Source organism: Amycolatopsis sp. NPDC006125 (genome assembly GCF_040614195.1).
GTDB classification, from domain to species: Bacteria; Actinomycetota; Actinomycetes; order Mycobacteriales; family Pseudonocardiaceae; genus Amycolatopsis_E; species Amycolatopsis_E tucumanensis.
Window position 1 is genome coordinate 27,261 of record NZ_JBEXTZ010000067.1, and the last position, 22,221, is coordinate 49,481.

Annotated in this window: 25 protein-coding genes; 19 read left to right on the top strand and 6 right to left on the bottom strand. The window is 73.7% G+C overall.

The genetic code is table 11. The annotated features are described in order from the left end of the window. Window positions 1-37: 37 nt before the first annotated feature. Window positions 38-904 (bottom strand): manganese catalase family protein, encoded by an 867-nt coding sequence (locus tag ABZ193_RS28875; RefSeq protein ID WP_345073359.1) that lies wholly within the window; start codon window positions 902-904, stop codon window positions 38-40. A 136-nt stretch (window positions 905-1,040) separates the two neighbouring features. Here ABZ193_RS28875 and ABZ193_RS28880 point away from each other — a divergent pair, with 136 nt between their 5' ends. The 11 genes from ABZ193_RS28880 to ABZ193_RS28930 all read left to right on the top strand — a co-directional run bounded on the left by ABZ193_RS28880 (window position 1,041) and on the right by ABZ193_RS28930 (window position 12,913). After that, window positions 1,041-1,574: a MarR family transcriptional regulator gene (locus tag ABZ193_RS28880; protein WP_020423473.1), complete on the top strand. Its 534-nt coding sequence runs from the start codon at window positions 1,041-1,043 to the stop codon at window positions 1,572-1,574. Window positions 1,575-2,091: 517 nt separating this feature from the next. After that, window positions 2,092-2,913 carry an EamA family transporter gene (locus ABZ193_RS28885; protein ID WP_020423246.1) on the top strand — a complete coding sequence of 274 codons (822 nt, stop codon included), beginning with the start codon at window positions 2,092-2,094 and terminating at the stop codon, window positions 2,911-2,913. 52 nt (window positions 2,914-2,965) lie between these two features. Continuing rightward, the gene (locus tag ABZ193_RS28890) at window positions 2,966-3,904 is read left to right on the top strand and encodes an NAD-dependent epimerase/dehydratase family protein (protein ID WP_354712202.1); all 939 of its coding nucleotides are present in this window, start codon (window positions 2,966-2,968) and stop codon (window positions 3,902-3,904) included. Between the two features lie 60 nt (window positions 3,905-3,964). Next, window positions 3,965-5,590, top strand: a complete 1,626-nt coding sequence (locus tag ABZ193_RS28895; RefSeq protein ID WP_354712203.1) for a carbamoyltransferase C-terminal domain-containing protein — start codon at window positions 3,965-3,967, stop codon at window positions 5,588-5,590. After that, window positions 5,587-7,077, top strand: coding sequence for an HAD-IIIA family hydrolase (locus ABZ193_RS28900; protein ID WP_354712204.1), 1,491 nt, complete (start codon window positions 5,587-5,589; stop codon window positions 7,075-7,077). Before ABZ193_RS28895 ends, ABZ193_RS28900 begins: the two co-directional genes overlap by 4 nt. Further along, entirely contained in the window at window positions 7,074-8,087 is a 1,014-nt protein-coding gene (locus ABZ193_RS28905) for a glycosyltransferase family 9 protein (protein WP_354712205.1), read from the top strand. The genes ABZ193_RS28900 and ABZ193_RS28905 overlap by 4 nt, the downstream gene beginning before the upstream one ends. Next, window positions 8,084-8,647: an SIS domain-containing protein gene (locus ABZ193_RS28910; protein WP_020423251.1), complete on the top strand. Its 564-nt coding sequence runs from the start codon at window positions 8,084-8,086 to the stop codon at window positions 8,645-8,647. Before ABZ193_RS28905 ends, ABZ193_RS28910 begins: the two co-directional genes overlap by 4 nt. Continuing rightward, window positions 8,644-10,005: a D-glycero-beta-D-manno-heptose 1-phosphate adenylyltransferase gene (gene rfaE2 / locus ABZ193_RS28915; protein WP_020423252.1), complete on the top strand. Its 1,362-nt coding sequence runs from the start codon at window positions 8,644-8,646 to the stop codon at window positions 10,003-10,005. Before ABZ193_RS28910 ends, rfaE2 begins: the two co-directional genes overlap by 4 nt. Before the next feature lie 10 nt (window positions 10,006-10,015). Beyond that, complete coding sequence (locus tag ABZ193_RS28920; protein WP_354712206.1) at window positions 10,016-10,705, top strand: SDR family oxidoreductase; 690 nt, start codon at window positions 10,016-10,018, stop codon at window positions 10,703-10,705. Next, a complete protein-coding gene (locus tag ABZ193_RS28925) occupies window positions 10,702-11,646 on the top strand; it encodes a glycosyltransferase family 9 protein (RefSeq protein WP_354712207.1) in 945 nt (314 codons plus the stop codon). Before ABZ193_RS28920 ends, ABZ193_RS28925 begins: the two co-directional genes overlap by 4 nt. A gap of 1 nt (window position 11,647) precedes the next feature. Continuing rightward, the gene (locus ABZ193_RS28930) at window positions 11,648-12,913 is read left to right on the top strand and encodes a UDP-glucose/GDP-mannose dehydrogenase family protein (protein WP_354712208.1); all 1,266 of its coding nucleotides are present in this window, start codon (window positions 11,648-11,650) and stop codon (window positions 12,911-12,913) included. Between the two features lie 3 nt (window positions 12,914-12,916). Here the strand turns inward: ABZ193_RS28930 and ABZ193_RS28935 are convergent, their stop codons facing one another. Both ABZ193_RS28935 and ABZ193_RS28940 read right to left on the bottom strand, forming a co-directional pair. Continuing rightward, window positions 12,917-13,291 (bottom strand): STAS domain-containing protein, encoded by a 375-nt coding sequence (locus ABZ193_RS28935; RefSeq protein WP_237339331.1) that lies wholly within the window; start codon window positions 13,289-13,291, stop codon window positions 12,917-12,919. Window positions 13,292-13,610: 319 nt separating this feature from the next. Continuing rightward, window positions 13,611-13,991, bottom strand: coding sequence for an ATP-binding protein (locus ABZ193_RS28940; protein ID WP_237339330.1), 381 nt, complete (start codon window positions 13,989-13,991; stop codon window positions 13,611-13,613). Between the two features lie 99 nt (window positions 13,992-14,090). Between ABZ193_RS28940 and ABZ193_RS28945 the strand changes: the two genes are divergently transcribed. From ABZ193_RS28945 to ABZ193_RS28980, 8 genes are read left to right on the top strand one after another with little or no spacing between them, the layout of a single operon-like run. Continuing rightward, on the top strand, window positions 14,091-14,648 hold the full coding sequence (locus tag ABZ193_RS28945; RefSeq protein ID WP_020423258.1) for a hypothetical protein: 558 nt from the start codon (window positions 14,091-14,093) through the stop codon (window positions 14,646-14,648). Further along, window positions 14,648-14,908, top strand: a complete 261-nt coding sequence (locus ABZ193_RS28950) for a BON domain-containing protein (protein WP_020423259.1) — start codon at window positions 14,648-14,650, stop codon at window positions 14,906-14,908. The genes ABZ193_RS28945 and ABZ193_RS28950 overlap by 1 nt, the downstream gene beginning before the upstream one ends. Continuing rightward, on the top strand, window positions 14,905-15,621 hold the full coding sequence (locus ABZ193_RS28955; protein WP_237339329.1) for a metallophosphoesterase: 717 nt from the start codon (window positions 14,905-14,907) through the stop codon (window positions 15,619-15,621). The genes ABZ193_RS28950 and ABZ193_RS28955 overlap by 4 nt, the downstream gene beginning before the upstream one ends. Before the next feature lie 58 nt (window positions 15,622-15,679). Next, on the top strand, window positions 15,680-17,461 hold the full coding sequence (ctaD, locus tag ABZ193_RS28960; RefSeq protein ID WP_020423261.1) for a cytochrome c oxidase subunit I: 1,782 nt from the start codon (window positions 15,680-15,682) through the stop codon (window positions 17,459-17,461). Window positions 17,462-17,514: 53 nt separating this feature from the next. Further along, window positions 17,515-17,934, top strand: coding sequence for a phage holin family protein (locus ABZ193_RS28965; RefSeq protein WP_020423262.1), 420 nt, complete (start codon window positions 17,515-17,517; stop codon window positions 17,932-17,934). Further along, a complete protein-coding gene (locus ABZ193_RS28970; protein WP_020423263.1) occupies window positions 17,931-18,149 on the top strand; it encodes a DUF3618 domain-containing protein in 219 nt (72 codons plus the stop codon). The genes ABZ193_RS28965 and ABZ193_RS28970 overlap by 4 nt, the downstream gene beginning before the upstream one ends. Before the next feature lie 3 nt (window positions 18,150-18,152). Next, the gene (locus ABZ193_RS28975) at window positions 18,153-18,494 is read left to right on the top strand and encodes a DUF3140 domain-containing protein (protein ID WP_237339328.1); all 342 of its coding nucleotides are present in this window, start codon (window positions 18,153-18,155) and stop codon (window positions 18,492-18,494) included. Further along, window positions 18,494-18,670 (top strand): hypothetical protein, encoded by a 177-nt coding sequence (locus ABZ193_RS28980; RefSeq protein ID WP_020423265.1) that lies wholly within the window; start codon window positions 18,494-18,496, stop codon window positions 18,668-18,670. The genes ABZ193_RS28975 and ABZ193_RS28980 overlap by 1 nt, the downstream gene beginning before the upstream one ends. A gap of 176 nt (window positions 18,671-18,846) precedes the next feature. Here ABZ193_RS28980 and ABZ193_RS28985 read toward each other — a convergent pair whose 3' ends face one another. From ABZ193_RS28985 to ABZ193_RS28995, 3 genes are read right to left on the bottom strand one after another with little or no spacing between them, the layout of a single operon-like run. After that, a complete protein-coding gene (locus ABZ193_RS28985) occupies window positions 18,847-19,476 on the bottom strand; it encodes a pyridoxamine 5'-phosphate oxidase family protein (protein ID WP_039792108.1) in 630 nt (209 codons plus the stop codon). Between the two features lie 16 nt (window positions 19,477-19,492). Then, entirely contained in the window at window positions 19,493-20,590 is a 1,098-nt protein-coding gene (gene ispG, locus ABZ193_RS28990; RefSeq protein ID WP_237339327.1) for a flavodoxin-dependent (E)-4-hydroxy-3-methylbut-2-enyl-diphosphate synthase, read from the bottom strand. Then, a complete protein-coding gene (locus tag ABZ193_RS28995; RefSeq protein ID WP_354712209.1) occupies window positions 20,587-21,864 on the bottom strand; it encodes a 4-hydroxy-3-methylbut-2-enyl diphosphate reductase in 1,278 nt (425 codons plus the stop codon). Before ABZ193_RS28995 ends, ispG begins: the two co-directional genes overlap by 4 nt. Window positions 21,865-22,221 lie beyond the last annotated feature (357 nt).

The following is a 22,221-nucleotide window of genomic DNA, read 5'->3' on the forward strand; positions in this document are numbered from 1 at the left end:
CCCCCTCGGGATCGTGGTCCCGAGGGGGCTTGTTCCGTCAGGTCAGCTTGTTGACCGCGGACTGGGCCTTGCCCTTGACCGTGCCCATCGCGTCCTGCGTGGGCGAGTAGGTGGCGTAGAGCTCGGGGTCGGGCTTGGGTGCGCTGCCGGGACCGCCGAGGGGCTTGGGGTCCATCAGGTACTCGATGCGGTCTTCACCGGTGGACCAGGCGCCCTTGTTGCCGTCGGGGCCGTCGGAGAGGTGCCAGATGGTGTTGTTGTGCGTCTGGTCCTCTTCGTCGAGCAAGGCACCGGGGGCGATGTCGGTTTCCAGGCCGTCGGCCTGGAGTTCTTCGATGGCGCGCAGCCACTGCTTCTGGTGCACGGTGTCCCGGGCCAGGTTGAACTTCAGCATCTCCTTCACGCCCGGGTCGTCGGTCATGTTGTACAACCGGGCGGTCTGCAGCCGGCCCTGCGCCTCGGCCGCCGCGTTGGCCCGGAAATCCGCCAGCAGGTTTCCGGAGGCGACGATGTACTTGCCGTTCCACGGGGTGCCGTTGGAGTCGGCGGGGACGGCGCCGCCGCCGGAGACGATGGCTTGCTGCGGGTCCATCCCGCCCAGCACGGCGGCCATCACCGGGTCCTTGGCGGCTTCCGCGGTCGCGGTGGCCGGCGCGCCCTCCAGCAGGCGGGCGACCATGGTGGCCAGCATTTCCACGTGACCGATCTCCTCGGTCGCGGTGTCCATGATCAGGTCTTTGTACTTGCCCTCGATGCGGCAGTTCCAGCCCTGGAACAGGTACTGCATGGTCACGGTCATCTCGCCGTAGGCCCCGCCGATGAGCTCCTGCAGCTTGCGCGCGTAGTACGGGTCCGGACGCTCCGGCTTCGCCTCGAACTGCAGCAGTTTCGTGTGTCGGAACACAGAGATCTCCCTTGGAAACGAAGGAAAGTTGCAATTGGGTCGTGCGTGCAGACGGGGGGCTTCCCCCGGGCGGGCGGGTTATTCGCGTTCACCCCGCCGACTTGCGGATCCCACTCCGATGACCTATGCATGAGTCATGCATGACGAAAGGCTGGCGAACCTGCTCGGCGCTCTCGCGCTGACGGTCAACGACCTCGCCCTGACGGACGCGACGGCCGCCGCGGGCACGAGCGTGAGCGGATCGGCCGCGCTGGTGGTGCTGTCCACCGCGCCCGGGCTGTCGGTGACCGAGCTGGGGCGGCGGGTCGGCCTGAGCCAGCCGGCCGCCGCGCGGATGGTGGACGCGCTGGAGCGGCGGGGCCTGGTCGAGCGGCGGCCCACCCTCGCGCGGGCGGTCGCCGTGCACCTGACCCCGGCCGGCGCCGAGACCGCGGGGCGGATCCTCGGCCGCCGCGGCGGGCGGCTCGGCTCGTTGACGGCGGCGCTCGACGAGCGGGAGCGGGAGGTGTTCGCGGAGCTGGCGGGGAAGCTGCTCACGGCGGCGTACGAGCAACTCCCGGAGGCCGACCGCCTGTGCCGGCTGTGCGACCGCGAGGCGTGCGTGGCGGAGGGAGAGGTCTGCCCGGTGGGGGCGGCCTGCCGGGCGCGGGAGGCTGCTGATGAGGGTTGAGCAGGGGTGGGACGCTCGGCCTGCGCGGGGCAGTGGACCCGAGAACCGTCTGCCAGGTGCGGGAGGCCGCTGCCAGGCAGCGGAGGCGGGGCGGCGCGGTGGGGCGGGCGCTGCCGCGCGCGGAAGGCTGCCGATGTCCGATGAGCAAAGCCCTGATCGGGGGCGATCGGTGGTGCGGCGCCGCTGCGCGTGTTCCCGGTGCCTGGTGGTTTGCGCGGGAGCCGTCGCGGCTTTTGGGTGGTCTGCCGTCGCGGGTGGGCTGGCCGGCGGGGCGGCGCGGTGGGGCGGGCGCTGCCGCACGCGGGAGGCCGCTGATGACCGGTGAGCAAAGCCCTGGTCCGGGGCGGGCGGTGGCCGCTGCGCGGCGCCGTGGCGCGAGGTGCCCCCGGTGTGGGGTGGCTCCTGCGGGAGCCGGCGCCGCGGAGTCGCGTTCTGGGCAGCCCGTCGGCGGGGCGATGCGCCTGGCCGCCGCGTCTGCTGCCGTCGCGGGCGGGCTGGCCGGCATTGGAGGTCGCCGATGACCGGGGAGCTGCTCGCCCTCGCGTCGGCGGGCTGCTTCGGCGTCACCCACTTCGTCAACGGCGTCGTCGCGCGCCGGGCGCCTGGGCTGACCGTTTCCCTCTACGCGCAGCTCGGCGGCACCCTCGTCACCCTGCTCGTCGCCCTGATCTGGTCGGCTCCCACGAGCCACGGCATCTGGTGGGGCGCGCTCTCCGGCGCCGGCACGGGGATCGGCGTCGGGTTCCTCTACCGGGCCATGAGCCGGGACGCGCTGAGCGTCGTGGTGCCCGTCAGCGACGTCGGGGCCGTCGCGCTGCCCGTCGTCGCCGGGCTGGCCTTCCTCGGGGAACGGCCCTCGCCCGCGGCGATCGCCGGCATCGTGCTCGCCCTGCCCGCCATCTGGCTCGTCTCCGGCGGCGGACGTCCCGCCGGGCCGGGCATCCGGGACGCGCTCGTCGCGGGGGCCGGCTTCGCGATCCAGTTCCTCGCCATGAAACCCGTGCCGCTGGACGCCGGGCTCTGGCCGATCGTCGTCAGCCGCGCCGCGTCCGTGGCCGTCATCCTGCCCCTCGTGCTCGGCACGCGCACCCCGCTCGCGCTGCGGCCCCGCCTCGCCTGGCCGGCCGCCGCCGCGGGCGCGCTCGGCAGCGTCGCGATCGTGCTCTACTGGGTCGCCACCCACCAGCAGCTGCTCGCCGTCGCGACCGTCCTGGCCGCCCTCTACCCGGCCATCCCCGTGGTGCTCGCACTGCTCTTCCTGGGTGAACGCCTCAGCCGCAAGCAGACTCTGGGTGTCTGCGGAGCCGCCGCGGCACTCGCCCTGTTAGCCCTGGCGTAGGAGAAGTACCTCCGTAGCGTTTCGAAGTGACTCCGCCGGGTAGGAGGAGTGCGTGCCAGGGCATGCGGTCGTCACGGGTGGAGCGGGCTTCGTCGGCTCCCACCTCTGCGACCGCCTGCTCGCCCGCGGCATGAGCGTCACCTGCGTGGACAACCTGTCCACCGGTCGCGCGGACAACATCGCGCACCTGCGCGGCGACTTCCGCTTCGTCGAGGCCGACGTCGCCCGTGGACTGGACATCACCGGCCACGTCGACCTGGTGCTGCACCTGGCCAGCCCCGCCTCGCCACGCGACTACGAGCGCCTGCCGGTGGAGACGCTGCAGGCCGGCGCGGCGGGCACCAACCACGCGCTGGACCTCGCGCAGGCCAACGGCGCCCGGTTCGTGCTGGCCTCGACCAGCGAGGTCTACGGCGACCCGCGCGAACACCCGCAGCGCGAAACCTACTGGGGCAACGTGAACCCGGTCGGCCCGCGCAGCGTGTACGACGAGGCCAAACGCTACGCCGAAGCGCTCACCGCGGCCTACCGCCGCGCCCGTGGTGTGAACACCGGCATCGCCCGCATCTTCAACACCTACGGCCCCCGCATGCGCGCCGACGACGGCCGCGCGATCCCGACGTTCATCAAGCAGGTCCTCACCGGCGAGCCGGTCACCATCGCCGGCGAGGGCGCCCAGACCCGCTCCCTGTGCTATGTGGACGACACCGTCGACGGCCTGCTGGCGCTGGCGGACAGCGATTTCCCGGGACCGGTCAACCTCGGCAACCCGCACGAACTCCGCATTCGCGACCTGGTCGGGGAAATCCAGCGGCTGGCAGGCACCAGCGTGCCGGTGCGCGGCATCCCGGCCCCGGTGGACGATCCGCAACGACGCTGCCCCGATATCGCGGTGGCGCAACGGGAATTGGGCTGGCAGCCGAGGGTGGAGCTGCACGAGGGCCTGCGCCGGACCCTGGAGTGGTTCGCCACCCACCTCAGTCTCGTTTAGACGAGGAGTAGCAGGGGTAGCGCTAAGTAGCAGTGGTAACCGGATGTGGAGGTAACGAGCTTGCGGATCCTCGGGATCAACGCGGTGTTCCACGATCCGGCCGCCGCCCTCGTGGTGGACGGCCGGGTGGTCGCCGCCGCCGAGGAGGAGCGGTTCAGCCGCCGCAAGCACGGCAAGCGCCCGGTCCCGTTCGCCACCTGGGAACTCCCCGAGCAGGCCGCCCGCTGGTGCCTGGCCCAGGCCGGCCTGGAGCCCGCGGACCTGGACGCCGTCGGCTACTCCTACGACCCGGCCCTGGTCGACCACGACCTCGACGGCGTCGACCCGGGCTGGGAGGAGCTGCGCACCACGTACGCGCGCCGCGCCCCGAACTTCCTGAAGACCGCGCTGCCCGGCCTCGACCCGGCGAAGGTGCGGTTCGTCCGCCACCACGTCGCGCACGCCGCGTCCAGCGGGCTGGCCGCGCCGTTCGGCGACGCGGCCGTCCTGGTCGCGGACGGCCGCGGCGAGGCGACGTCCTACCTGGCCGGCGAGTACCGCGACGGCAAGCTGGTCGAGCTGGCCGCGCAACGGCTGCCGCACTCGCTCGGCCTGCGTTACGAGGACCTCACCGAGCACCTCGGGTTCGCCCGCTCCAGCGACGAGTACAAGGTGATGGCCCTTGCCTCGTACGGGAAACCGCGGTTCCGCGACGAGCTGTCCGAGGTGCTCGCCGCGTTGCCGGACGGCGGTTTCCTTGCCGCGCCGGTGGATCTGACCCGGTTCGCGCCGCGCCGTGAACCCGGCGCGGACTTCCGGCCCGAGCACGCCGACCTCGCGGCCAGCGTGCAGCAGCGGCTGGAAGAGGTCCTGCTCGACCTGCTGCGCTGGCTGCACGCCCAGACCGGGCAGTCCAGGCTCACGATGGCCGGCGGCATCGCGCTGAACTGCGTGGCCAACACCCGGCTGCTCGCCGAAGGCCCGTTCGACGAGATCTGGGTGCAGCCCGCCGCGGGCGACGCGGGCACCGCTCTGGGCGCCGCCCTGCACCTCGCCGCGGAACTGGGCGAACCGGCCGCGCCGATGCCGGGCGCCGACCTCGGCCGGGGCTTCACCGACGCGGAGATCCAGCAGGCGCTCGAGGTCGCCCGGCTGCCCTACGACCGGCCGGACGACCTCGCCGCCACCGTGGCGCAGGCGCTCGCCGACGACGAGATCGTGGCCTGGTTCCAGGGCCGCGCCGAGTTCGGCCCGCGTGCGCTGGGCCACCGCTCGCTGCTCGCGCACCCCGGCCACCGGCGCAACCTGGAACGCCTCAACGACGTCAAGGGCCGCGAGCAGTTCCGCCCGGTCGCGCCCATGGTCCTCGCCGGCCGGGCGCGGGAGCTGTTCGAGCGCGGCCCGGTGCCCAGTCCGCACATGCTGTTCGTGCACGACGTCCGTCCGGAGTGGAGGGGCATCCCGGCGGTGACCCATGTGGACGGTACCGCGCGGATCCAGACGGTGGACCCGGCCGACGAGCCGCTGGTCGCGCGGATGCTCGACGAATTCGCCGCCCGCACGGGCATTCCCGTCGTCGTCAACACCAGCCTGAACACCGCGGGCCGCCCGATGGTCGACTCGCCCCGCGACGCGCTGGAGTGCTTCGGCTCCAGCCCCATCGACCTGCTCGCCATCGGCTCGTTCGTGGTGCGGAGGCCGGCATGACGGCCTACACCGTGGTTGTCCCGACGACCGGCCGGGACAGCCTCCGGGCTCTGCTGTCCGCGCTCGGCCACGGCATCGGGCCGGGACCGGCGGAGGTCATCGTCGTCGACGACCGCCCCGAACCCGGCGACCTGCCGCTGCCCGACACGAACCTGAAGGTGCGCGTGCTGCGCTCCGGCGGCCGCGGCCCGGCCGCGGCGCGCAACGTGGGCTGGCGCGCCGCCGACACCGAGTGGATCGCGTTCCTCGACGACGACGTCCGCACCACCGCCGACTGGCCGTCCCGGCTGGTGACCGACCTGGAGTCGCTGGCTCCCGACGTGGCGGCCTCGCAGGGCCGGATCGTGGTGCCCGGCCCGACCGGCGGCCGCCGCCCCACCGATCTGGAACGGGACACCGCCGGGCTCGCCACCGCGGAGTGGATCACCGCGGACATGGCCTACCGGCGCGCGGTTCTCGCCGCCGTGGGCGGTTTCGACGAGCGGTTCCCGCGAGCCTTCCGCGAGGACGCCGACCTCGCGCTGCGCGTCCGGCAGGCCGGGTGGCGGCTGGAGCACGGCACCCGCCGGACCCTGCATCCCGCGCGGCACGGCGATTTCTTCGCCAGCGTGCGCGCGCAGCGGGGCAACGCCGACAACGCGCTGATGCGCCGCAAATTCGGTCCACAGTGGAGGGAACTGTCCGCGGCCGGTCCCGGCCGTCTCGGCCGCCACGCGCTCACCACCCTCAGCGGCGCGGCCGCGCTCGCGTTCGCCGCCGCCCGCCGCAACACCCCGGCCGCCTTCGCGGGCATCGCGTGGCTCGGTCTCACCGCGGAGTTCGCGCTGCGCCGCATCCTGCCCGGGCCGAAGACGGCGGACGAGCTGGCGAAGATGACTGTCACGAGCGTGCTGATCCCGCCCGTCGCGGTGGCCCACCGGCTCGCCGGCGAGGTGCGCGTCCGCCGCCCGCGCCCGGTCGCCAAGGCGATCCTGTTCGACCGCGACGACACCCTCATCCACGACGAGCCCTACAACAACGACCCGGACAAGGTGCGCCCCGTGCCGGGCGCCGAGGACGTGCTGCGCCGCCTGCGCGCCGCCGGCGTCCCGGTGGGCGTGGTGAGCAACCAGTCCGGCGTGGCCCGCGGGCTGATCACCCCGGACGAGCTGGCCGCGGTGAACGCCCGCGTCGAGGAGCTGCTCGGGCCGTTCGGCACCTGGCAGGTGTGCGTGCACGCCGACGGCGACGGCTGCTGCTGCCGCAAGCCCAAGCCCGGCCTGGTGACACGCGCCGCGCTGGCACTGGGGGTGCGGCCCGAGGACTGCGTGGTCATCGGGGACATCGGCGCCGACATCGAGGCCGCCCGCGCCGCGGGCGCGCGGGCTGTCCTGGTGCCGACCCCGCGCACGCGGGCCGCGGAGATCGAAGCCGCGCGGCGGGACGCGCTGGTGGCGGGTGACCTGGCCGAGGCGGTCGGGCTGGTGATGGGGGACCGGAAGTGGTGAGGTCACGGGTTCTGGTGGCGCGGCTGGACAACGCGGGCGACGTCCTGCTGTCCGGGCCGCTGGTGCGCGCCGTCGCGGCGGAGGCCGACACGGTCACGTTCCTGGCCGGGCCGCACGGGCGCGCGGCCGCCGAACTGCTGCCCGGCGTCGACGAGGTGGTCGAGTGGTGCGCGCCGTGGATCGACCCGCGGCCGCCCGCGGCGACGCCCGCCCACCTGGCCGAACTGCGCGCGCACATCCGCGCGGCGCAACCGGATGCGGCGCTGATCGTCACGTCGTTCCACCAGTCGCCGCTGCCGCTCGCGCTGGTCCTGCGCGAGTGCGGGGTGCCGTGGATCGGCGCCATCTGCGAGGACTACCCGGGATCCCTGCTGGACCTGCGGCACCGCGTCGAGGGCGACCCGCCGGAGGCCGAACGCGCCCTGTCGCTGGCGCGGGCCGCCGGGTTCGAGCTGCCGCCCGGCGACGACGGGCGGCTGGCCGTGCGCGAGCCCCTGCCGGACGTGTCCGGCCTGGTCGGCGAACCCGGCTACGTCGTGGTGCACCCGGCGGCGTCGGTGCCCGCCCGGCAGTACCCCGCCGAGCACAACGCGGAGGTCGTCCGGCTGCTCGCCGAATCCGGGTACCGGGTCGTCGTCACCGGCGCCCCGTCCGAACGGGACCTGACCGCCCGGGTCGCCGGTGACCACGGCCTGGACCTGGCGGGGAAGACCGACCTGCACGGCCTCGCGGCCGTGCTCGCCGGGGCGCGCGTGACCGTCGCCCCGAACACCGGGCCCGCGCACCTCGCCGCGGCCGTCGGCACCCCTGTGGTGTCGCTGTTCGCGCCGGTGGTGCCTGCCGCGCGGTGGGCGCCCTACGGGGTGCCGCTCGTCCTGCTCGGCGATCAGGACGCCCCCTGCCGTGACACCCGGGCCCGGACCTGTCCGGTGCCCGGCCACCCGTGCCTGGACCGGGTTCCGCCCGAGGAAGTCCTGCGGGCCGTGGAGAAACTAGGAGGTGCAGCGTGATCGAAGAGCGGTTCGCGGCGTTGGCCGCGACCATGCGGGACCTGACCGCGCTGGCGCCGAGGATCGAGGCGTGGGGTCGTCACCTCGCCGAGGTGCTCGGGGCCGGCGGACGGCTGCTCGCCTGCGGCAACGGCGGCAGCGCCGCCGAGGCCCAGCACCTGACCGGCGAGCTCGTCGGCCGGTTCGTCAACGACCGGCAGCCGCTGTCGGCGATCGCCCTGCACGCCGACACCTCGGCGGCGACGGCGATCGTGAACGACTACGGCGACCAGGAGGTGTTCGCGCGGCAGGTGCGCGCGCACGGCCGCCCCGGCGACGTGCTGGTGGCGCTGTCCACCAGCGGCCGCAGCCAGAACGTGTGCGCCGCGGCGAAGACGGCGCACGAACTGGGCATGACGACGTGGGCGCTGACCGGCCCCGGCCCGAACGCGCTGTCCTCGGTCAGCGACGACGCGGTGATGATCGACGCGCCGAGCACCGGCACCGTGCAGGAGGCGCACCTCGCGGTGATCCACGGCCTGTGCGCCGCGCTGGACGAGGCGCTGGGAGTGCCCTCGTGACCGGCCCGCTGGTGGTGGTCGGCGACACGCTGCTCGACATCGACGTGGACGGCAACGCCGACCGGCTGTGCCCGGAGGCGCCGGTGCCGGTCGTCGACGTCGGCCGCGAATGGCACCGTCCCGGCGGCGCCGGCCTCGCCGCCCGCCTGGCCGCCCGGTCCGCGGCGGACGTCGTGCTGGTCACGGCGCTCGGCGCGGACGAGGGCGGGGCGCGGCTGGCCCGGCTGCTCGCCGGCGAGGTCGAGCTGTGCGCGCTGCCGCTGGAGGGCGAAACCGTCCGCAAGACCCGCATCCGCGCGGCCGGGCAGTCGGTCGTCCGGCTGGACCACGGCGACGGGCGCGCCGCGCACGAGCCGCTGGACGAGCGCACGGTGGCCGTGCTGCGCGAGGCGTCCGCGATCCTCGTCGCCGACTACGGGCGCGGCGTGGCGAGCCACCCGCGGATCCGGGAGCTGCTGGCCGCGACCGACGCGCCGGTCGTGTGGGACCCGCACCCGCGCGGCGGCCCGCCGGTGCCCGGCGCCGCGCTGGTCACCCCGAACGACAGCGAGGCCGCCAAGTTCGCCGGCGAGCCCGGCACACCGGAGGAGCTGGCCGAGCGGCTGCGGGCCGAGTGGGCGGCCGAGGCGGTCGCGGTGACCGTCGGCTCCAAGGGCGCCGTCCTCGCCGACGGCACCGGCACGCGGACCATCCCGGTGCCCAACGCCGCCCGCGTCCCGGCGAGCGTCCGGCCGGACACCTGCGGCGCGGGCGACCGGTTCGCCAGCGCCGTCACCGCGGCCCTGTTCGAGGGCGCCGCGCTGCCGAACGCCGTGGCTTCCGCGGTCGAGTCGGCGGCCCGGTTCGTCGCCGCGGGCGCGGCCACCGCGTTGTCCGAGCCCGCCGAACCGATCCGCCCGCCCGAGGGACTGACCGGCTTCGAGCTGGCCGAGCGGGTCCGGCGCCGTGGCGGCCGGGTCGTCGCCACCGGCGGGTGCTTCGACATCCTGCACCCCGGTCACGTGACCCTGCTGCGGCGCGCCCGCGAGCTGGGCGACGCGCTGATCGTGTGCGTCAACTCCGACGAGTCGGTGCGCAGGCTGAAGGGACCGGGCCGCCCGGTCGTGACCGCCGCCGACCGGGTGCGCGTGCTCAGCGCGCTGGAGTCCGTCGACGCCGTCGTGGTGTTCGAGGAGTCCTCCCCGGTCGAGGTGCTGCGCACGCTGCGGCCCGACGTCTGGGTCAAGGGCGGCGACTACGAGGGCGCCGACCTGCCCGAGGCCGAGGTGATCCGTGAGAACGGCGGCAAGGTCGTGCTCGTGCCGACCGTCGAGGGCTACTCCACCACGCGGCTCATCGAGACCGTGTCCAACGGATAGAAGGGGAGACATGGCTGCATCGCCAGGCAAGGTACTGATCACCGGGGGCGCGTCCGGGCTGGGCGCGGCGACCGTCAAGGCGGTCGCGGACGCCGGCGGGACCCCGCTGGTGCTCGACCGCAAGCCCCCGGTCGCCGGGGTGCCCTACGTGCCGGTCGACCTCACCGACACCGCCGAGACCGAGCGGGCCGTCGCGGAGCTGGCCGAGCAGGCCGGCGGGCTGGACGCGGTGTTCACCGCCGCGGGCATCGACTTCCCGGGCAAGCTGACCGACGTGTCCACAGAGGACTGGGAGCGCGTCGTCAAGGTCAACCTGTTCGGCACCGCCGCCGTGGTGCGCGCCGCGCTGCCGTACCTGGAGCGCTCGCGCGGCAAGGTCGTCACCGTGGCGTCCACCCTGGGCATCAAGGCGGTCAGCGACGCCACCGCCTACTGCGCGTCGAAGTGGGGCGTCGTCGGCTTCACCCGCGCCCTGGCCGCGGAGACCGCCGGCCGCATCGGCGTCACCATGCTGGTGCCCGGCGGCATGCACACCGCGTTCTTCGACTCCCGCGACGAGCAGTACAAGCCGCCCGCGGACGCGAAGCTGAACGCCCCGGAGAACGTGGCGCAGACCGTGCTGTTCGCGCTGTCCCAGCCGGCCGGCTGCGAGGTGCGCGAGCTGGTCGTGGCGCACTCGGAGGAGGGCTCCTGGCCGTGACCGGCGACGTCCTGGTGCTGCGGGCGCTCGGGGTGGGCGACCTCCTGGTCGCCGTCCCGGCGCTGCGCGGCCTGCGGGCCGCGTTCCCGGACGCGCGGATCACCCTCGCCGCGCCCGCGGCGCTGGACGAGCTGGCCGCGCTCACCGGCGCGGTCGACCGGGTGCTGCCCACGACCGGCCTCGGCGCGCTGCGCTGGACCGGCGCGCCGCCCGCCCTGGCGGTCAACCTGCACGGCAGCGGCCCGGAGAGCGTGACGGACCTGCTGGCCACGCGGCCGGACCGGCTGCTGGCCCACCGGCACCCGGACTTCCCGGATCTGGACGGCCCGGACTGGCACGAGGACCAGCACGAGGTGCTGCGCTGGTGCCGGATGCTCGCGTTCCACGGCATCGCGGCCGACCGGCACGACCTCGGACTGGCCCGGCCCGGGGTGCCGAGCCCGGCGGCGGGCGCGGTCGTCGTGCACCCCGGCGCGGCGTTCGGGTCGCGGCGCTGGCCGCCCCGGCGCTTCGCCGAGGTGGCACGCGAGTTCTCCCGCGCTGGTCACCGCGTCGTGGTGACCGGTAGCGCCGCGGAACGGGACCTCGCGGGAGACCTCGCGGCCGCCGCCGGCCTCGGCGGGGACGCGGTGCTGGCCGGGCGCACCGGTCTGACCGAGCTGGCCGCCCTCGTGGCCGGGGCGCGGCTGGTGATCAGCGGCGACACCGGCGTCGGCCACCTGGCCACCGCCTACGGCACCCCGTCGGTGCTGCTGTTCGGCCCGACCCCGCCGTGGCGGTGGGGGCCGCCGCCGGGCACCGAGGACCGGCACGTCGTGCTGTGGGCGGGGGAGGAGGGCGACCCGTTCGCCGACACCCCGGCCGCCGGGCTGCTGCGCATCACCGTCGACGAGGTCGTCGCCGCGGGCCGGAAGGTGCTGCGGCCGGTGGCGGAGGTGTGACGTGGCGGCCGTCGGGGTCGCCGGGGCCGGCTACGTCGGCCTGACGACCGCAGCCTGCCTCGCCGGGCTCGGCCACGACGTGACGTGCGCCGAGGTCGATCAGTCCAAAGTGGATCAGCTGTCCCGCGGCGAGGTTGCGCTGGGCGAGCCGGACCTGGCCCCGCTCGTGCGGGACGGGCTGGCCGCCGGGCGGCTGCGGTTCACCGCGGACCCCGGCGCGCTCGACGGACGGGAGTTCGTGTTCGCCTGCGTGCCCACCCCGGCGGGGCCGGACGGCGCGGCGGATCTCGGCGCGGTCGAGGCCGTCCTCGCGGCGCTCCACCCGGGCCCCGACACCGTGCTGGTGGTCAAGTCGACCGTGCCGGTCGGCACCTGCGCCCGCATCGCGGAGACCGCCGGGATCCCGGTGGTGAGCAACCCGGAGTTCCTGCGCGAAGGCCACGCGGTGCACGACTTCCGCCACCCGGACCGGATCGTGCTCGGCGGCGAGGAATCCGCGGTGGCGCGGGTCGCGGCGCTCTACGCGGACCTGGGCGCGCCGGTGGTGCGGACCGACCACGCCAGCGCCGAACTGGGCAAGTACGCGAGCAACGCGTTCCTGGCCCTGAAGCTGTCGTACGTGAACCTGCTGGCCCGGCTGTGCGAGCGCACCGGCGCCGACATCGACGCCGTCACCCGCACGATGAGCCTGGACGAGCGGATCGGGCCGCACTTCCTGCACCCCGGCCCCGGGTGGGGCGGGTCGTGCCTGCCCAAGGACACCAGGGCACTGGTGGCGACCGGCGCCGCGGCCGGGGTGGACCTGACCGTCCTGCGGTCCGCGATCGAGGCGAACGACCGGCAGCACGACCACGTGGTCGCGCGGATCCTCCAGGCCGCCGGCGGGCGGCTGGACGGGGTGCGGATCGGGCTGTTCGGGCTGACGTTCAAGGCGGGCACGCACGACCTGCGGGACTCGCCCGCGCTGGCCGTCGCCACCCGGCTCGCCGCGGCGGGCGCCGTGCTGACCGGCTACGACCCGGGCGTGACCGGCGGCGACCAGGCCGGGCCCGTCCAGCGCGTGGACGACCCGGTCCTGGCCGCCAAGGGCGCCAGGGTGCTGGTGGTGCTGACCGAGTGGCCGGAGTTCGGCGGGCTCGACTGGAGCCAGCTGGCGGCCGTCGCCGAGGGCGACGTCGTGGTGGACACCCGGGGGGTGCTCGATCCCGCGGCGCTGCGGGGGAGCGGGCTGCGCTGCCTGCGGCTCGGGCACCCGGCCGGGGAGTGACGGTCAGTGCGCGACGGGTGCGCCCTGCGTGAGGTGGCGGGCGGCCACGGTGACGCTGGGGAAGAGCGGCAGCTGCTCGTGCAGGCCGGTGACCTGCAGCGGGCGGACGACCACCCGGTGGCTGCCGGCCAGTGCCCACCGCACGGAGCGCCGGGCGGCGGCCTCGTCGGCGTCGACCAGGGCCTGCAGGCCGGCCGAGCCGAGGAAGGCGATCGATTCGAGGTCGATGATGAACGTGCGGCCGTCGTCCACGCAGCGGGTCAGGAAGTCGCGCAGCGCGGGCGCCGCGGCGAGGTCGAGTTCACCGGTGAGGCGGGCCAGCCGGATGCCGTCGGCGCGGTCGGTGAGGTCTATGCGGAGTTCGTGAGCTTCGTACACGGGAGTCTCCCCGGGTTGTGGTGAGCACAGCGGGGAAAGCCACACACGCGTCCAAGTGTTCGAAGAGTCGAAATTCGAAAGCCCAAGGGCCGGGTGTGTCGTTCCCCGGCACGGCTGGTCACTCAACCGCTCCCCACCGACGGTACGGACCAGCAAGCCGCGTTGGCAACCCGGGTCATCCGGTTAGCGATGTTTCGCCGCGGGTATCCGGTGCTGGTCGGCACGACGGCGAGCCGTCCCCGGCCGCCGCCTGGGTCGTCGTGGTGGGTGCAACCGGCGGTGCGGGACAGCGGTGGTCCCGCACCGCCGGGTCCGCCGCTCACCGCACGGTCGCCCACACCGTCTTGCCGCCGGCGGGCTCCCGGTCGCACCCCCACTGCTCGGAGGTCTGCGCGACCAGCAGCAGCCCCAGTCCGGGCGGGTGACCGCTTTCCCGGATGACCGCCTCGTTCGGGTCGTCGTCGGTGACACTGACCGTCAGCTGGTCCCCCTTCAGGTGGTCTCGGTGCAGCTTCAGGCCGAGCCGGGGCGCCGCGCGGGTGTGCCGCAGCGTGTTCTCCACCAGCTCCGTGACGATCACGATCGCGTCCGGCGCCAGGCCGGGCACCCGCCACTTCGCACACACCTCGGTGGTGAAGCGGCGTGCCCGCCGCGCCGCGTCCAGTGTCCTGGGCAGCCTCAGCTCGGTACTGCGGCGCATCGCGCTCCCAACCCTTGCGGACGGGACGGGACATACCCCGAGGCCGGGGCGCGAAACCCCCGTCGTTTGCCCCGGCCGGGCACGGGTACCCGGCCGGGCATGGACGAGCAGTCGTTGCTGCGCACGCTGACCAAGGTGGTCACCACGCTGACGGCTCGGGAGATCCCGTTCACGGTGTCCGGCGGCTGCGCGGTCTACGCCAGGGGCGGGCCACCGTCCGACCACGACGTCGACGTCTTCCTCAAGGAGGAGGACGTGCCCGCCGCGCGCGCGGCCCTGGTCGCGGAGGGCATGCGGCCGGAGGACCCGCCGGAGGACTGGCTCAGCAAGGTCTGGGACGGCGACGTGCTGGTCGACCTGATCTTCCGGCCCAACTACCGCGCCGTCACCGACGAGACGCTGAGCCGCTCCGACGTGATGCGGGTCGGCCCGACCATGGCGCCGGTCCTGAACGGCACCGACATCATGATCGACAAGCTGCTCGTCCTCGACGCGCACCGCTGCGATTTCGCCCCGCTCCTGCACATCGCGCGCGACCTGCGGGAACAGGTGGACTGGGAGCGGGTGGCGAAGGAGACCGGCGAGTCTCCCTACGCGAAGGCGTTCCTGACGTTGCTGGACTCGCTGGACGTCGTCGAGCTCGAAGGAACCGCGTGATGACAACCGAGCACGAGACACCCCAATACCGCGCGGCCCACCTGCGCCGCGCGCTGGCCGAGGACCCCCGGACGGCCGAGATGGGCGTCCGGGTCAACGTCCGCGGCGACGACGTGCACCTGTCCGGGGAGGTGACCTGCGACGAGCGGCGCGCCGAGCTGGAGAACGTGCTGCACGAGGTCGCGCCCGGCCTGCGGGTGCACAACGACGTGCGGGTGGCCGACACCCGTGAACCGGCCCGGAGGGAGGACCTGCGGTGATCCGCGTGGCGGCGGTCGGGGACGTCCACCTCGGCGAGGACGCGCGGGGCCTGCTGCGCCCCGCCCTGGAACACCTCGGCGACCTGGCCGACGTGCTGCTGCTGGCGGGCGACCTGACCCGGCACGGCGCGCTGGAGGAGGCCGAGGTGGTCGCCGACGAGTTCAGCGGCCTGGACCGGCCGGTCGTGGCCGTGCTGGGCAACCACGACTACCACAGCGACCGGCAGGACGACATCACCAAGCTGCTCGAAGACAACGGCATCCAGGTGCTGGAGGGCGCCTCGACCCGGCTGGAGGTCGACGGGCAGACCCTCGGCGTCGCCGGGGTGAAGGGCTTCGGCGGCGGGTTCGCGGGCAAGTGCGCCAGCGCGTTCGGCGAGCGGGAGATGAAGGCGTTCGTCGAACACAGCATCGAACGGGCGGACGCGCTGCGCCGCGCGATGCTGGAGCTCGACGACGTCGACTACCGGGTCGCGCTCACCCACTACTCGCCCATCCCGGAGACCCTGCGCGGCGAGCCGCCGGAGATCTACCCGTTTCTCGGCGCCTACCAGCTCGGCGAGGTCATCGACGAATGCGGCGCCGACCTGGCCCTGCACGGCCACGCGCACTTCGGCTGCGAACAGGGCGTGACCCCGGGCGGGGTGCGGGTGCGCAACGTGGCCCAGCCGGTCATCCGCAGCGCCTACGCCACCTACGGGTTAGGGGCTTGATTCACCGGTGTGATCGGGAGCACCCTGGGTTCGTCCACTCGGCACCCGGGGAGGGCGCATGACGGAGCTGAAGGCACGTCCCATCGTCCTGGGCAACCGGTACGAGCTGCCGGCCAGGCACCGCAGGGGCAACCTGCTGGTGAAGATGGCGAAGACGACCGATCACAAGCTGATCGGCCTGATGTACCTCTACACGTCGCTGGGCTTCTTCGTCATCGGCGGCGCGCTGGCGCTGCTAATGCGCGGCGAGCTGGCGCGGCCCGGGATGCAGTTCCTGTCGCCGGAGCAGTACAACCAGCTGTTCACCATGCACGGCGCCATCATGCTGCTGCTCTACGCGACGCCGAACGTGTTCGCCTTCGCCAACCTGATCCTGCCGCTGCAGATCGGCTCGCCCGACGTGGCGTTCCCGCGGCTGAACGCGTTCTCCTACTGGCTGTTCCTGTTCGGCGGCTCGATCGTGCTGTCCTCGTTCCTCACCCCGGGCGGCGCGGCGGACTTCGGCTGGACCGCCTACACCCCGTTGTCCGACGCGGCGAACTCGCCCGGGATCGGCGGGAACCTGTGGATCACCGGCCTGATCGTCTCCGGTCTGGGCACCATCCTCGGCGCGGTCAACATGCTGACCACGATCGTGTGCCTGCGCTGCCCCGGCATGACCATGTGGCGGATGCCGATCTTCACCTGGAACATCCTGTTCACCAGCGTGCTGGTGCTCGCGGTGTTCCCGATCCTGACCGCGGCGCTGTTCGGGCTGCTGGCCGACCGGCTGATCGGGGCGCACGTGTTCGACCCGGCCGTCGGCGGGCCCATCCTGTGGCAGCACCTGTTCTGGTTCTTCGGCCATCCCGAGGTCTACATCATCGCCCTGCCCTACTTCGGGATCATCACCGAGATCATCCCGGTGTTCAGCCGCAAACCGCTGTTCGGCTACCGGCTGATGGTGTTCGCGACGATGGGCATCACCGCGCTGTCGTTCGCGGTGTGGGCGCACCACATGTTCGCCACCGGCGCGGTGCTGCTGCCGTTCTTCTCGTTCATGACGTTCCTCATCGCGGTGCCGACCGGGATCAAGTTCTTCAACTGGATCGGCACGATGTGGAAGGGGCACCTCACGTTCGAGACGCCGATGCTGTGGTCGGTGGGGTTCCTGGTGACGTTCCTGCTGGGCGGGCTGACCGGCATCATCCTGGCGTCGCCGCCGCTGGACTTCCACATCACCGACAGCTACTTCGTGGTGGCGCACTTCCACTACGTGCTGTTCGGCACGATCGTGTTCGCCACCTTCGCCGGGGTGTACTTCTGGTTCCCGAAGATGACCGGGCGGATGCTCGACGAGAGACTCGGCAAGCTGCACTTCTGGGCCACGTTCGTCGGGTTCCACACGACGTTCCTGGTGCAGCACTGGCTGGGTGACGAGGGCATGCCGCGCCGCTACGCCGACTACCTGGACAGCGACGGGTTCACCGTGCTGAACACGATCTCCACGATCGGCGCGTTCATCCTGGGCGCCTCGATGCTGCCGTTCGTCTACAACGTGGTGCGCAGCTACCGGTTCGGGGATCCGGTCGAAGTGGACGATCCCTGGGGCTACGGCAACTCGCTGGAGTGGGCCACCACCTGCCCGCCGCCGCGGCACAACTTCCTGGAGCTGCCCCGGATCCGGTCCGAGCGGCCCGCGTTCGAGCTGCACTACCCGCACCTGGTGGAGCGGCTGCACGACGAAGGGCACATCACCCTCACCGGGAAGACCATCCCGCACTCCGAGGCGCCGAAGACGCCGTCGGAGAAGGCCACCGAGGAGCTCAGCGAGGGCAGCTCGCCCACCGCGCACGATTAGTGCTCTCCGCCCGGGGGTAGCCGGACTACGAGCTACCCCAAGGGAGGCGAGGCATGACTGAGAGCACGGGCCGCGGGTCGACCGCGGTCGACGACCGCTCGATCGGGCAGCTCGTCCAGGACATGTCGCAGCAGATCCAGCGGCTGGTCCGGGACGAGATGCGGCTGGCCGCCGAGGAGCTGCGGCGGAAGGGCAAGCGCGCCGGCACCGGCGCGGGCCTGGCCGGCGCGGCCGGGATGCTCGCGCTGTTCGGAGCGGCGACGCTGGTCGCCGCCGCGGTGCTGGCGCTGGCCCTGGTGATGCCGGGGTGGGCCGCCGCGCTGATCGTCGGCGGCGCGCTGCTGCTGATCGGCGGGGTGGCCGGGCTGGCGGGCAAGAAGCAGCTGTCGGCGGCGGTGCCGCCGGTGCCGCAGGAGGCGGCGTCCGGGGTGCCCAAGGACGTGGCGGCCCTGCGGAAGGGGGTGCGCCGATGACGACGAAGAAGGACACCTTCCCGCACGACGCCGAACAGGCGCGGCTCGACCTGGAACTCACCCGCCAGGAGCTCGGCGAGACCGCCGAGGCCCTGGCGGGGAAGGTGCGGGAGACCGCGCACACGACACAGCGGATCGCGCTCGGCGCCGGCGCCGGGATCGGGATCCTGGCGCTGGTCTTCGTGATCGTGCGAAGGCTGACCGCCCGGAGGTGACAGATGGCAACGCAGTCGCATGTGGACGAAACACTGTGGGACGAGTTCCACCGCGTGGTGAACATGACCTCGCGGGAGCTCGGGGACTGGCTGCGGGTCCGCTCGGCGGGGACGGACAGCGAGGAGCTGCCGGACCAGTCGGGCACGAAAACCGGCCAGCACGTCCTGGAGATCCTCGGCAAGCGCCGGACGGACCTCACCGAGGACGACGAGCGCGTCATGCGCAAGGTGGTGGACAAGGTGCACGCCGAACGGCGGGACGACCTGGAGCCGACGGCGGGCCAGGAGAACTGGCGCCACCGGTTGATGACGATCGGGCACGACCCGCTGAAAGGGGCCGGCTGATGGAACGCGGCAGTGAGAAGCACAGCCCGCGCGAGGACGACGCGCTGAAGGCCGAACTGCGCGGCACGTTGCAGGGCAACCGGTCCAGCCGCGCCGAGGAGTGGCGCGACCCGGAGCCACCCGCCGACGACGACCCGGACGTCCCCCTGGCCGGTGAACGGCCCGAGGGGCAGTAGGGGAAGCGAACGGCCCGTGGTGTTGTCCCGGAGGGGGCACCACGGGCCGTTGCGCGCTTGCCGCCCGGCGTCAGGCGATCCGGAGGTGGATGGCCCGCGGGGCGGTAGGGGGAGCGGGCGGTCCGTGGTGGTGTCCGGGAGGGGACGCCGCGGGCCGTTGCGCGTTCGCGCCCTCCTCAGGCGTAGAGCTTCTTCGCGTACTCCTGGCCGTAGTAGCGCTCCAGCTCCGCCAGTGACGCGTCCCGCCGCTCGAGCGTCTTGGCGATCACCGCGCGCGGGGCCATCTCCTCCGGCGCCCAGGTGTCCGCCTCCCACAGCCGCGACCGCAGGAACGCCTTCGAGCAGTGGTGGAACACCTCGTCGATCTCCACCAGGATCGCCAGCCGCGGCCGGTGCCCCTTGACGACCATCTCGTCGAAGAACGGCGCGTCCCTCACCAGCCGCGCCCGTCCGTTGATCCGCAGCGTGTCGCCGCGGCCGGGGATGAAGTACAGCAGCCCGACGTGCGGATTGGCGAGGATGTTGCGGAACCCGTCGGCGCGCCGGTTGCCCGGCCGCTCCGGCACGGCGATCGTGCGGTCGTCGAGCACCACCGTGAACCCGGCCGGGTCGCCCTTGGGCGAGACGTCGCAGCGGCCGGCCGCGTCGGACGTGGCGATCAGGCAGAACGGCGACAGCGCGAGCCACTGCCGGTCCAGCTCGTGCAGCGCCGCCCGCTGCTTGTGCACCGCCTGCGGCAGCGGCTGCCCGATCAGCTCCCGCAGCTCGTCCTCGCCCGACACTTCGGTCACCCCAGTGAGATCCATGCCCGCAGGTTATCGGTCATGCGGGGAACCGCTCGAGCGCCACCTCCAGCAGCGTCTCCACGATCCGGCTCTCCGGCACCGTCGTGACCACCTCGCCCTTGACGAAGATCTGCCCCTTCCCGTTGCCCGACGACACCCCGATGTCGGCTTCCCGCGCCTCACCGGGCCCGTTCACCACGCACCCCATCACCGCGACGCGCAGCGGCACCGGGAACCCGTCGAACGCGGCGGTGACCCGCTCGGCGAGCTGGTAGACGTCCACCTGTGCGCGGCCGCACGACGGGCACGACACGATTTCCAGCCGCCGCGGCCGCAGCCCCAGCGACTCCAGGATCTGCGTGCCGACCTTGACCTCTTCGACGGGCGGCGCGGACAGGGACACGCGGATCGTGTCGCCGATGCCCTCGTGCAGCAGCACCCCGAACGCCACCGCGGACTTGACCGTGCCCTGGAACGCCGGCCCGGCCTCGGTGACGCCGAGGTGCAGCGGGTAGTCGCAGCGCGCCGCGAGCTGCCGGTAGGCCTCGATCACCACCAGCGGGTCGTGGTGCTTGACGGAGATCTTCAGGTCGGTGAACCCGTGCTCCTCGAACAGCGAGCACTCCCACAGCGCGGACTCCACCAGCGCCTCGGGCGTGGCCTTGCCGTGCTTGCCGAGCAGCCGCGGGTCCAGGGATCCGGCGTTGACGCCGATGCGGATCGGCGTGCCGTGGTCCTTCGCCGCACCGGCGATCTCGGCGACCTTGTCGTCGAACTTGCGGATGTTGCCCGGGTTCACGCGCACCGCCGCGCAGCCGGCCTCGATCGCGGCGAAGACGTACTTCGGCTGGAAGTGGATGTCCGCCACCACCGGGATGGCCGACTTCGCCGCGATCCGGGGCAGCGCCTCGGCGTCGTCGGAGCTGGGCACCGCGACCCGGACGATCTGGCAGCCGGCCGCGGTCAGCTCGGCGATCTGCCGGAGGGTGGCGTCGACGTCCGCGGTGACGGTCGTGGTCATCGACTGCACCGACACCGGCGCCCCGCCGCCGACGGGGACGTCGCCGACCAGCACCTGCCGGGACTTCCGGCGCGGCGCGGGCACCCGCGGCACGCCCAGCGCCACCGCGGTCACGACTTCCTCCGCACGGCCGTCGGCAGCGTGAAGTGGATGGTCTCGCGGGTGGTCTCCCGTTCGCCGACGGTGAGCGGGCCGAGGCCGCCGAGCGCGGTGACGACCGAGTCGACCAGCCTGGGCGGCGCCGACGCGCCGGCGGTGAGCCCGATCCGCTCCACCCCGGACAGCCACTCGGGCCGCACGTCCCGCGCGTCGTCGATCAGGTGGGCGGGCGTGCCCGCCCGCTCGGCCAGCTCGACGAGGCGCAGCGAGTTCGACGAGTTCCGCGACCCCACCACCAGGACCAGGTCGGTGTCCCTGGCGACCGAGCGCAGTGCGTCCTGCCGGTTGGTGGTGGCGTAGCAGATGTCGTCGGAGGCGGGGCCGCGCAACGCGGGGAAGCGCCGGCGCAGCTCGGTGAGCACCTCGGCGGTCTCGTCGACGCTGAGGGTGGTCTGGGTCAGGTAGGTGACCCGGTCCGGGTCCGGCACCCGCACCCGGCGGGCCTCCTCGACCGACTGCACCAGGACGGTCCGGTCGGGCGCCTCGCCGAGGGTGCCCTCGACCTCCTCGTGCCCGGCGTGGCCGATCAGCAGGACGGTGTCGCCCTGCCCGGCGAAGCGGCGCGCCTCGGCGTGGACCTTGGTGACCAGCGGGCAGGTGGCGTCGACGACCTTGAGGCGTCGGCGGTCCGCCTCGGCGCGCACGGCGGGGGAGACGCCGTGCGCGGAGAACACGACGGTCGCTCCTCGCGGCACGGCGTCCAGTTCGTCGACGAACACCGCGCCCCGCGCGCGGAGGTCGTCGACGACGTGGCGGTTGTGGACGATCTCCTTGCGGACGTAGATCGGCCCGCCGCGCTGGGCGAGGAGGCGCTCGACGATCTCGATGGCCCGTTCGACGCCCGCGCAGAACGACCGGGGCGCGGCGAGCAGCACCGAGCGGGGCCGCCCGGCGACGGCGAGCACCGCGGCCATCGCGGCGCTCACGGCCGCCGCGAGCGTGGAGGAGGCCTGCCCGGTGGCCGCGACGCCCAGCCCGGCCGGCCCGCGGGCCGCGGGGAGCACGGCGCGCAGGGCGACCGCGGCGGCGTGGTCGGTGTCGACGTAGAGGGGCCCACGGGCGGTGGCGATCCCGCGGCGCCGAAGCTCGCCTTCGAGCAGCCCGGCGCCGGGACAGCGAACCGACGGACGGTCCGCCCAGAGCAACTCATCGGCGACGAGAACCTCCCCGGGAGCCGACCGGCCAGGATGATGCGCGGCGAGAATGCTCTGCGCTGCGGTGAACGACATGGTCTCTCCCGTTCCAGGTGGGGTTGGTCTTCTCGGGCGGTGTGGGCGCCGGGACGGCACCTCGGGGTGGCGCCGGAGGGCCGCGCCGCGGGTGACCCCGCAGCGACCCTCCGGGCACCCCTCGGGTGGCACCCCGAGGGGTGCGGGATGCCCGCACCGAGGGCAGGCCTCAGGTGTGACCCCGCTTTGCGGGGTGGCTTCTGGCGGCGTGGCCAGGCTTCGCGGATGGCGGCCCGGCAGGGGGAGCACCCGGCCTGCCCGATACGGCGGCCTGGCGGCCCTTCCGCCGCGGAGTCAGCCCCACAGGGGCGGCTGCTCCCGGGCCGGGTTCGCCCCGGGCGCGGCCCGTCGGCGGCC

What these genes read in the sequence shown, in the direction of transcription:
- ABZ193_RS28920 (WP_354712206.1), top strand. Translation starts at nt 10,016, where the DNA reads ATGGCTGCATCGCCAGGCAAGGTACTGATCACCGGGGGCGCGTCCGGG.
- ctaD (WP_020423261.1), top strand. Translation starts at nt 15,680, where the DNA reads ATGACGGAGCTGAAGGCACGTCCCATCGTCCTGGGCAACCGGTACGAG.
- ABZ193_RS28885 (WP_020423246.1), top strand. Translation starts at nt 2,092, where the DNA reads ATGACCGGGGAGCTGCTCGCCCTCGCGTCGGCGGGCTGCTTCGGCGTC.
- ABZ193_RS28950 (WP_020423259.1), top strand. Translation starts at nt 14,648, where the DNA reads ATGACAACCGAGCACGAGACACCCCAATACCGCGCGGCCCACCTGCGC.
- ABZ193_RS28980 (WP_020423265.1), top strand. Translation starts at nt 18,494, where the DNA reads ATGGAACGCGGCAGTGAGAAGCACAGCCCGCGCGAGGACGACGCGCTG.
- ABZ193_RS28975 (WP_237339328.1), top strand. Translation starts at nt 18,153, where the DNA reads ATGGCAACGCAGTCGCATGTGGACGAAACACTGTGGGACGAGTTCCAC.
- ABZ193_RS28970 (WP_020423263.1), top strand. Translation starts at nt 17,931, where the DNA reads ATGACGACGAAGAAGGACACCTTCCCGCACGACGCCGAACAGGCGCGG.
- ABZ193_RS28880 (WP_020423473.1), top strand. Translation starts at nt 1,041, where the DNA reads ATGCATGACGAAAGGCTGGCGAACCTGCTCGGCGCTCTCGCGCTGACG.
- ABZ193_RS28985 (WP_039792108.1), bottom strand. Translation starts at nt 19,476, where the DNA reads ATGGATCTCACTGGGGTGACCGAAGTGTCGGGCGAGGACGAGCTGCGG.
- ABZ193_RS28900 (WP_354712204.1), top strand. Translation starts at nt 5,587, where the DNA reads ATGACGGCCTACACCGTGGTTGTCCCGACGACCGGCCGGGACAGCCTC.
- ABZ193_RS28995 (WP_354712209.1), bottom strand. Translation starts at nt 21,864, where the DNA reads ATGTCGTTCACCGCAGCGCAGAGCATTCTCGCCGCGCATCATCCTGGC.
- ABZ193_RS28940 (WP_237339330.1), bottom strand. Translation starts at nt 13,991, where the DNA reads ATGCGCCGCAGTACCGAGCTGAGGCTGCCCAGGACACTGGACGCGGCG.
- ABZ193_RS28965 (WP_020423262.1), top strand. Translation starts at nt 17,515, where the DNA reads ATGACTGAGAGCACGGGCCGCGGGTCGACCGCGGTCGACGACCGCTCG.
- ABZ193_RS28945 (WP_020423258.1), top strand. Translation starts at nt 14,091, where the DNA reads ATGGACGAGCAGTCGTTGCTGCGCACGCTGACCAAGGTGGTCACCACG.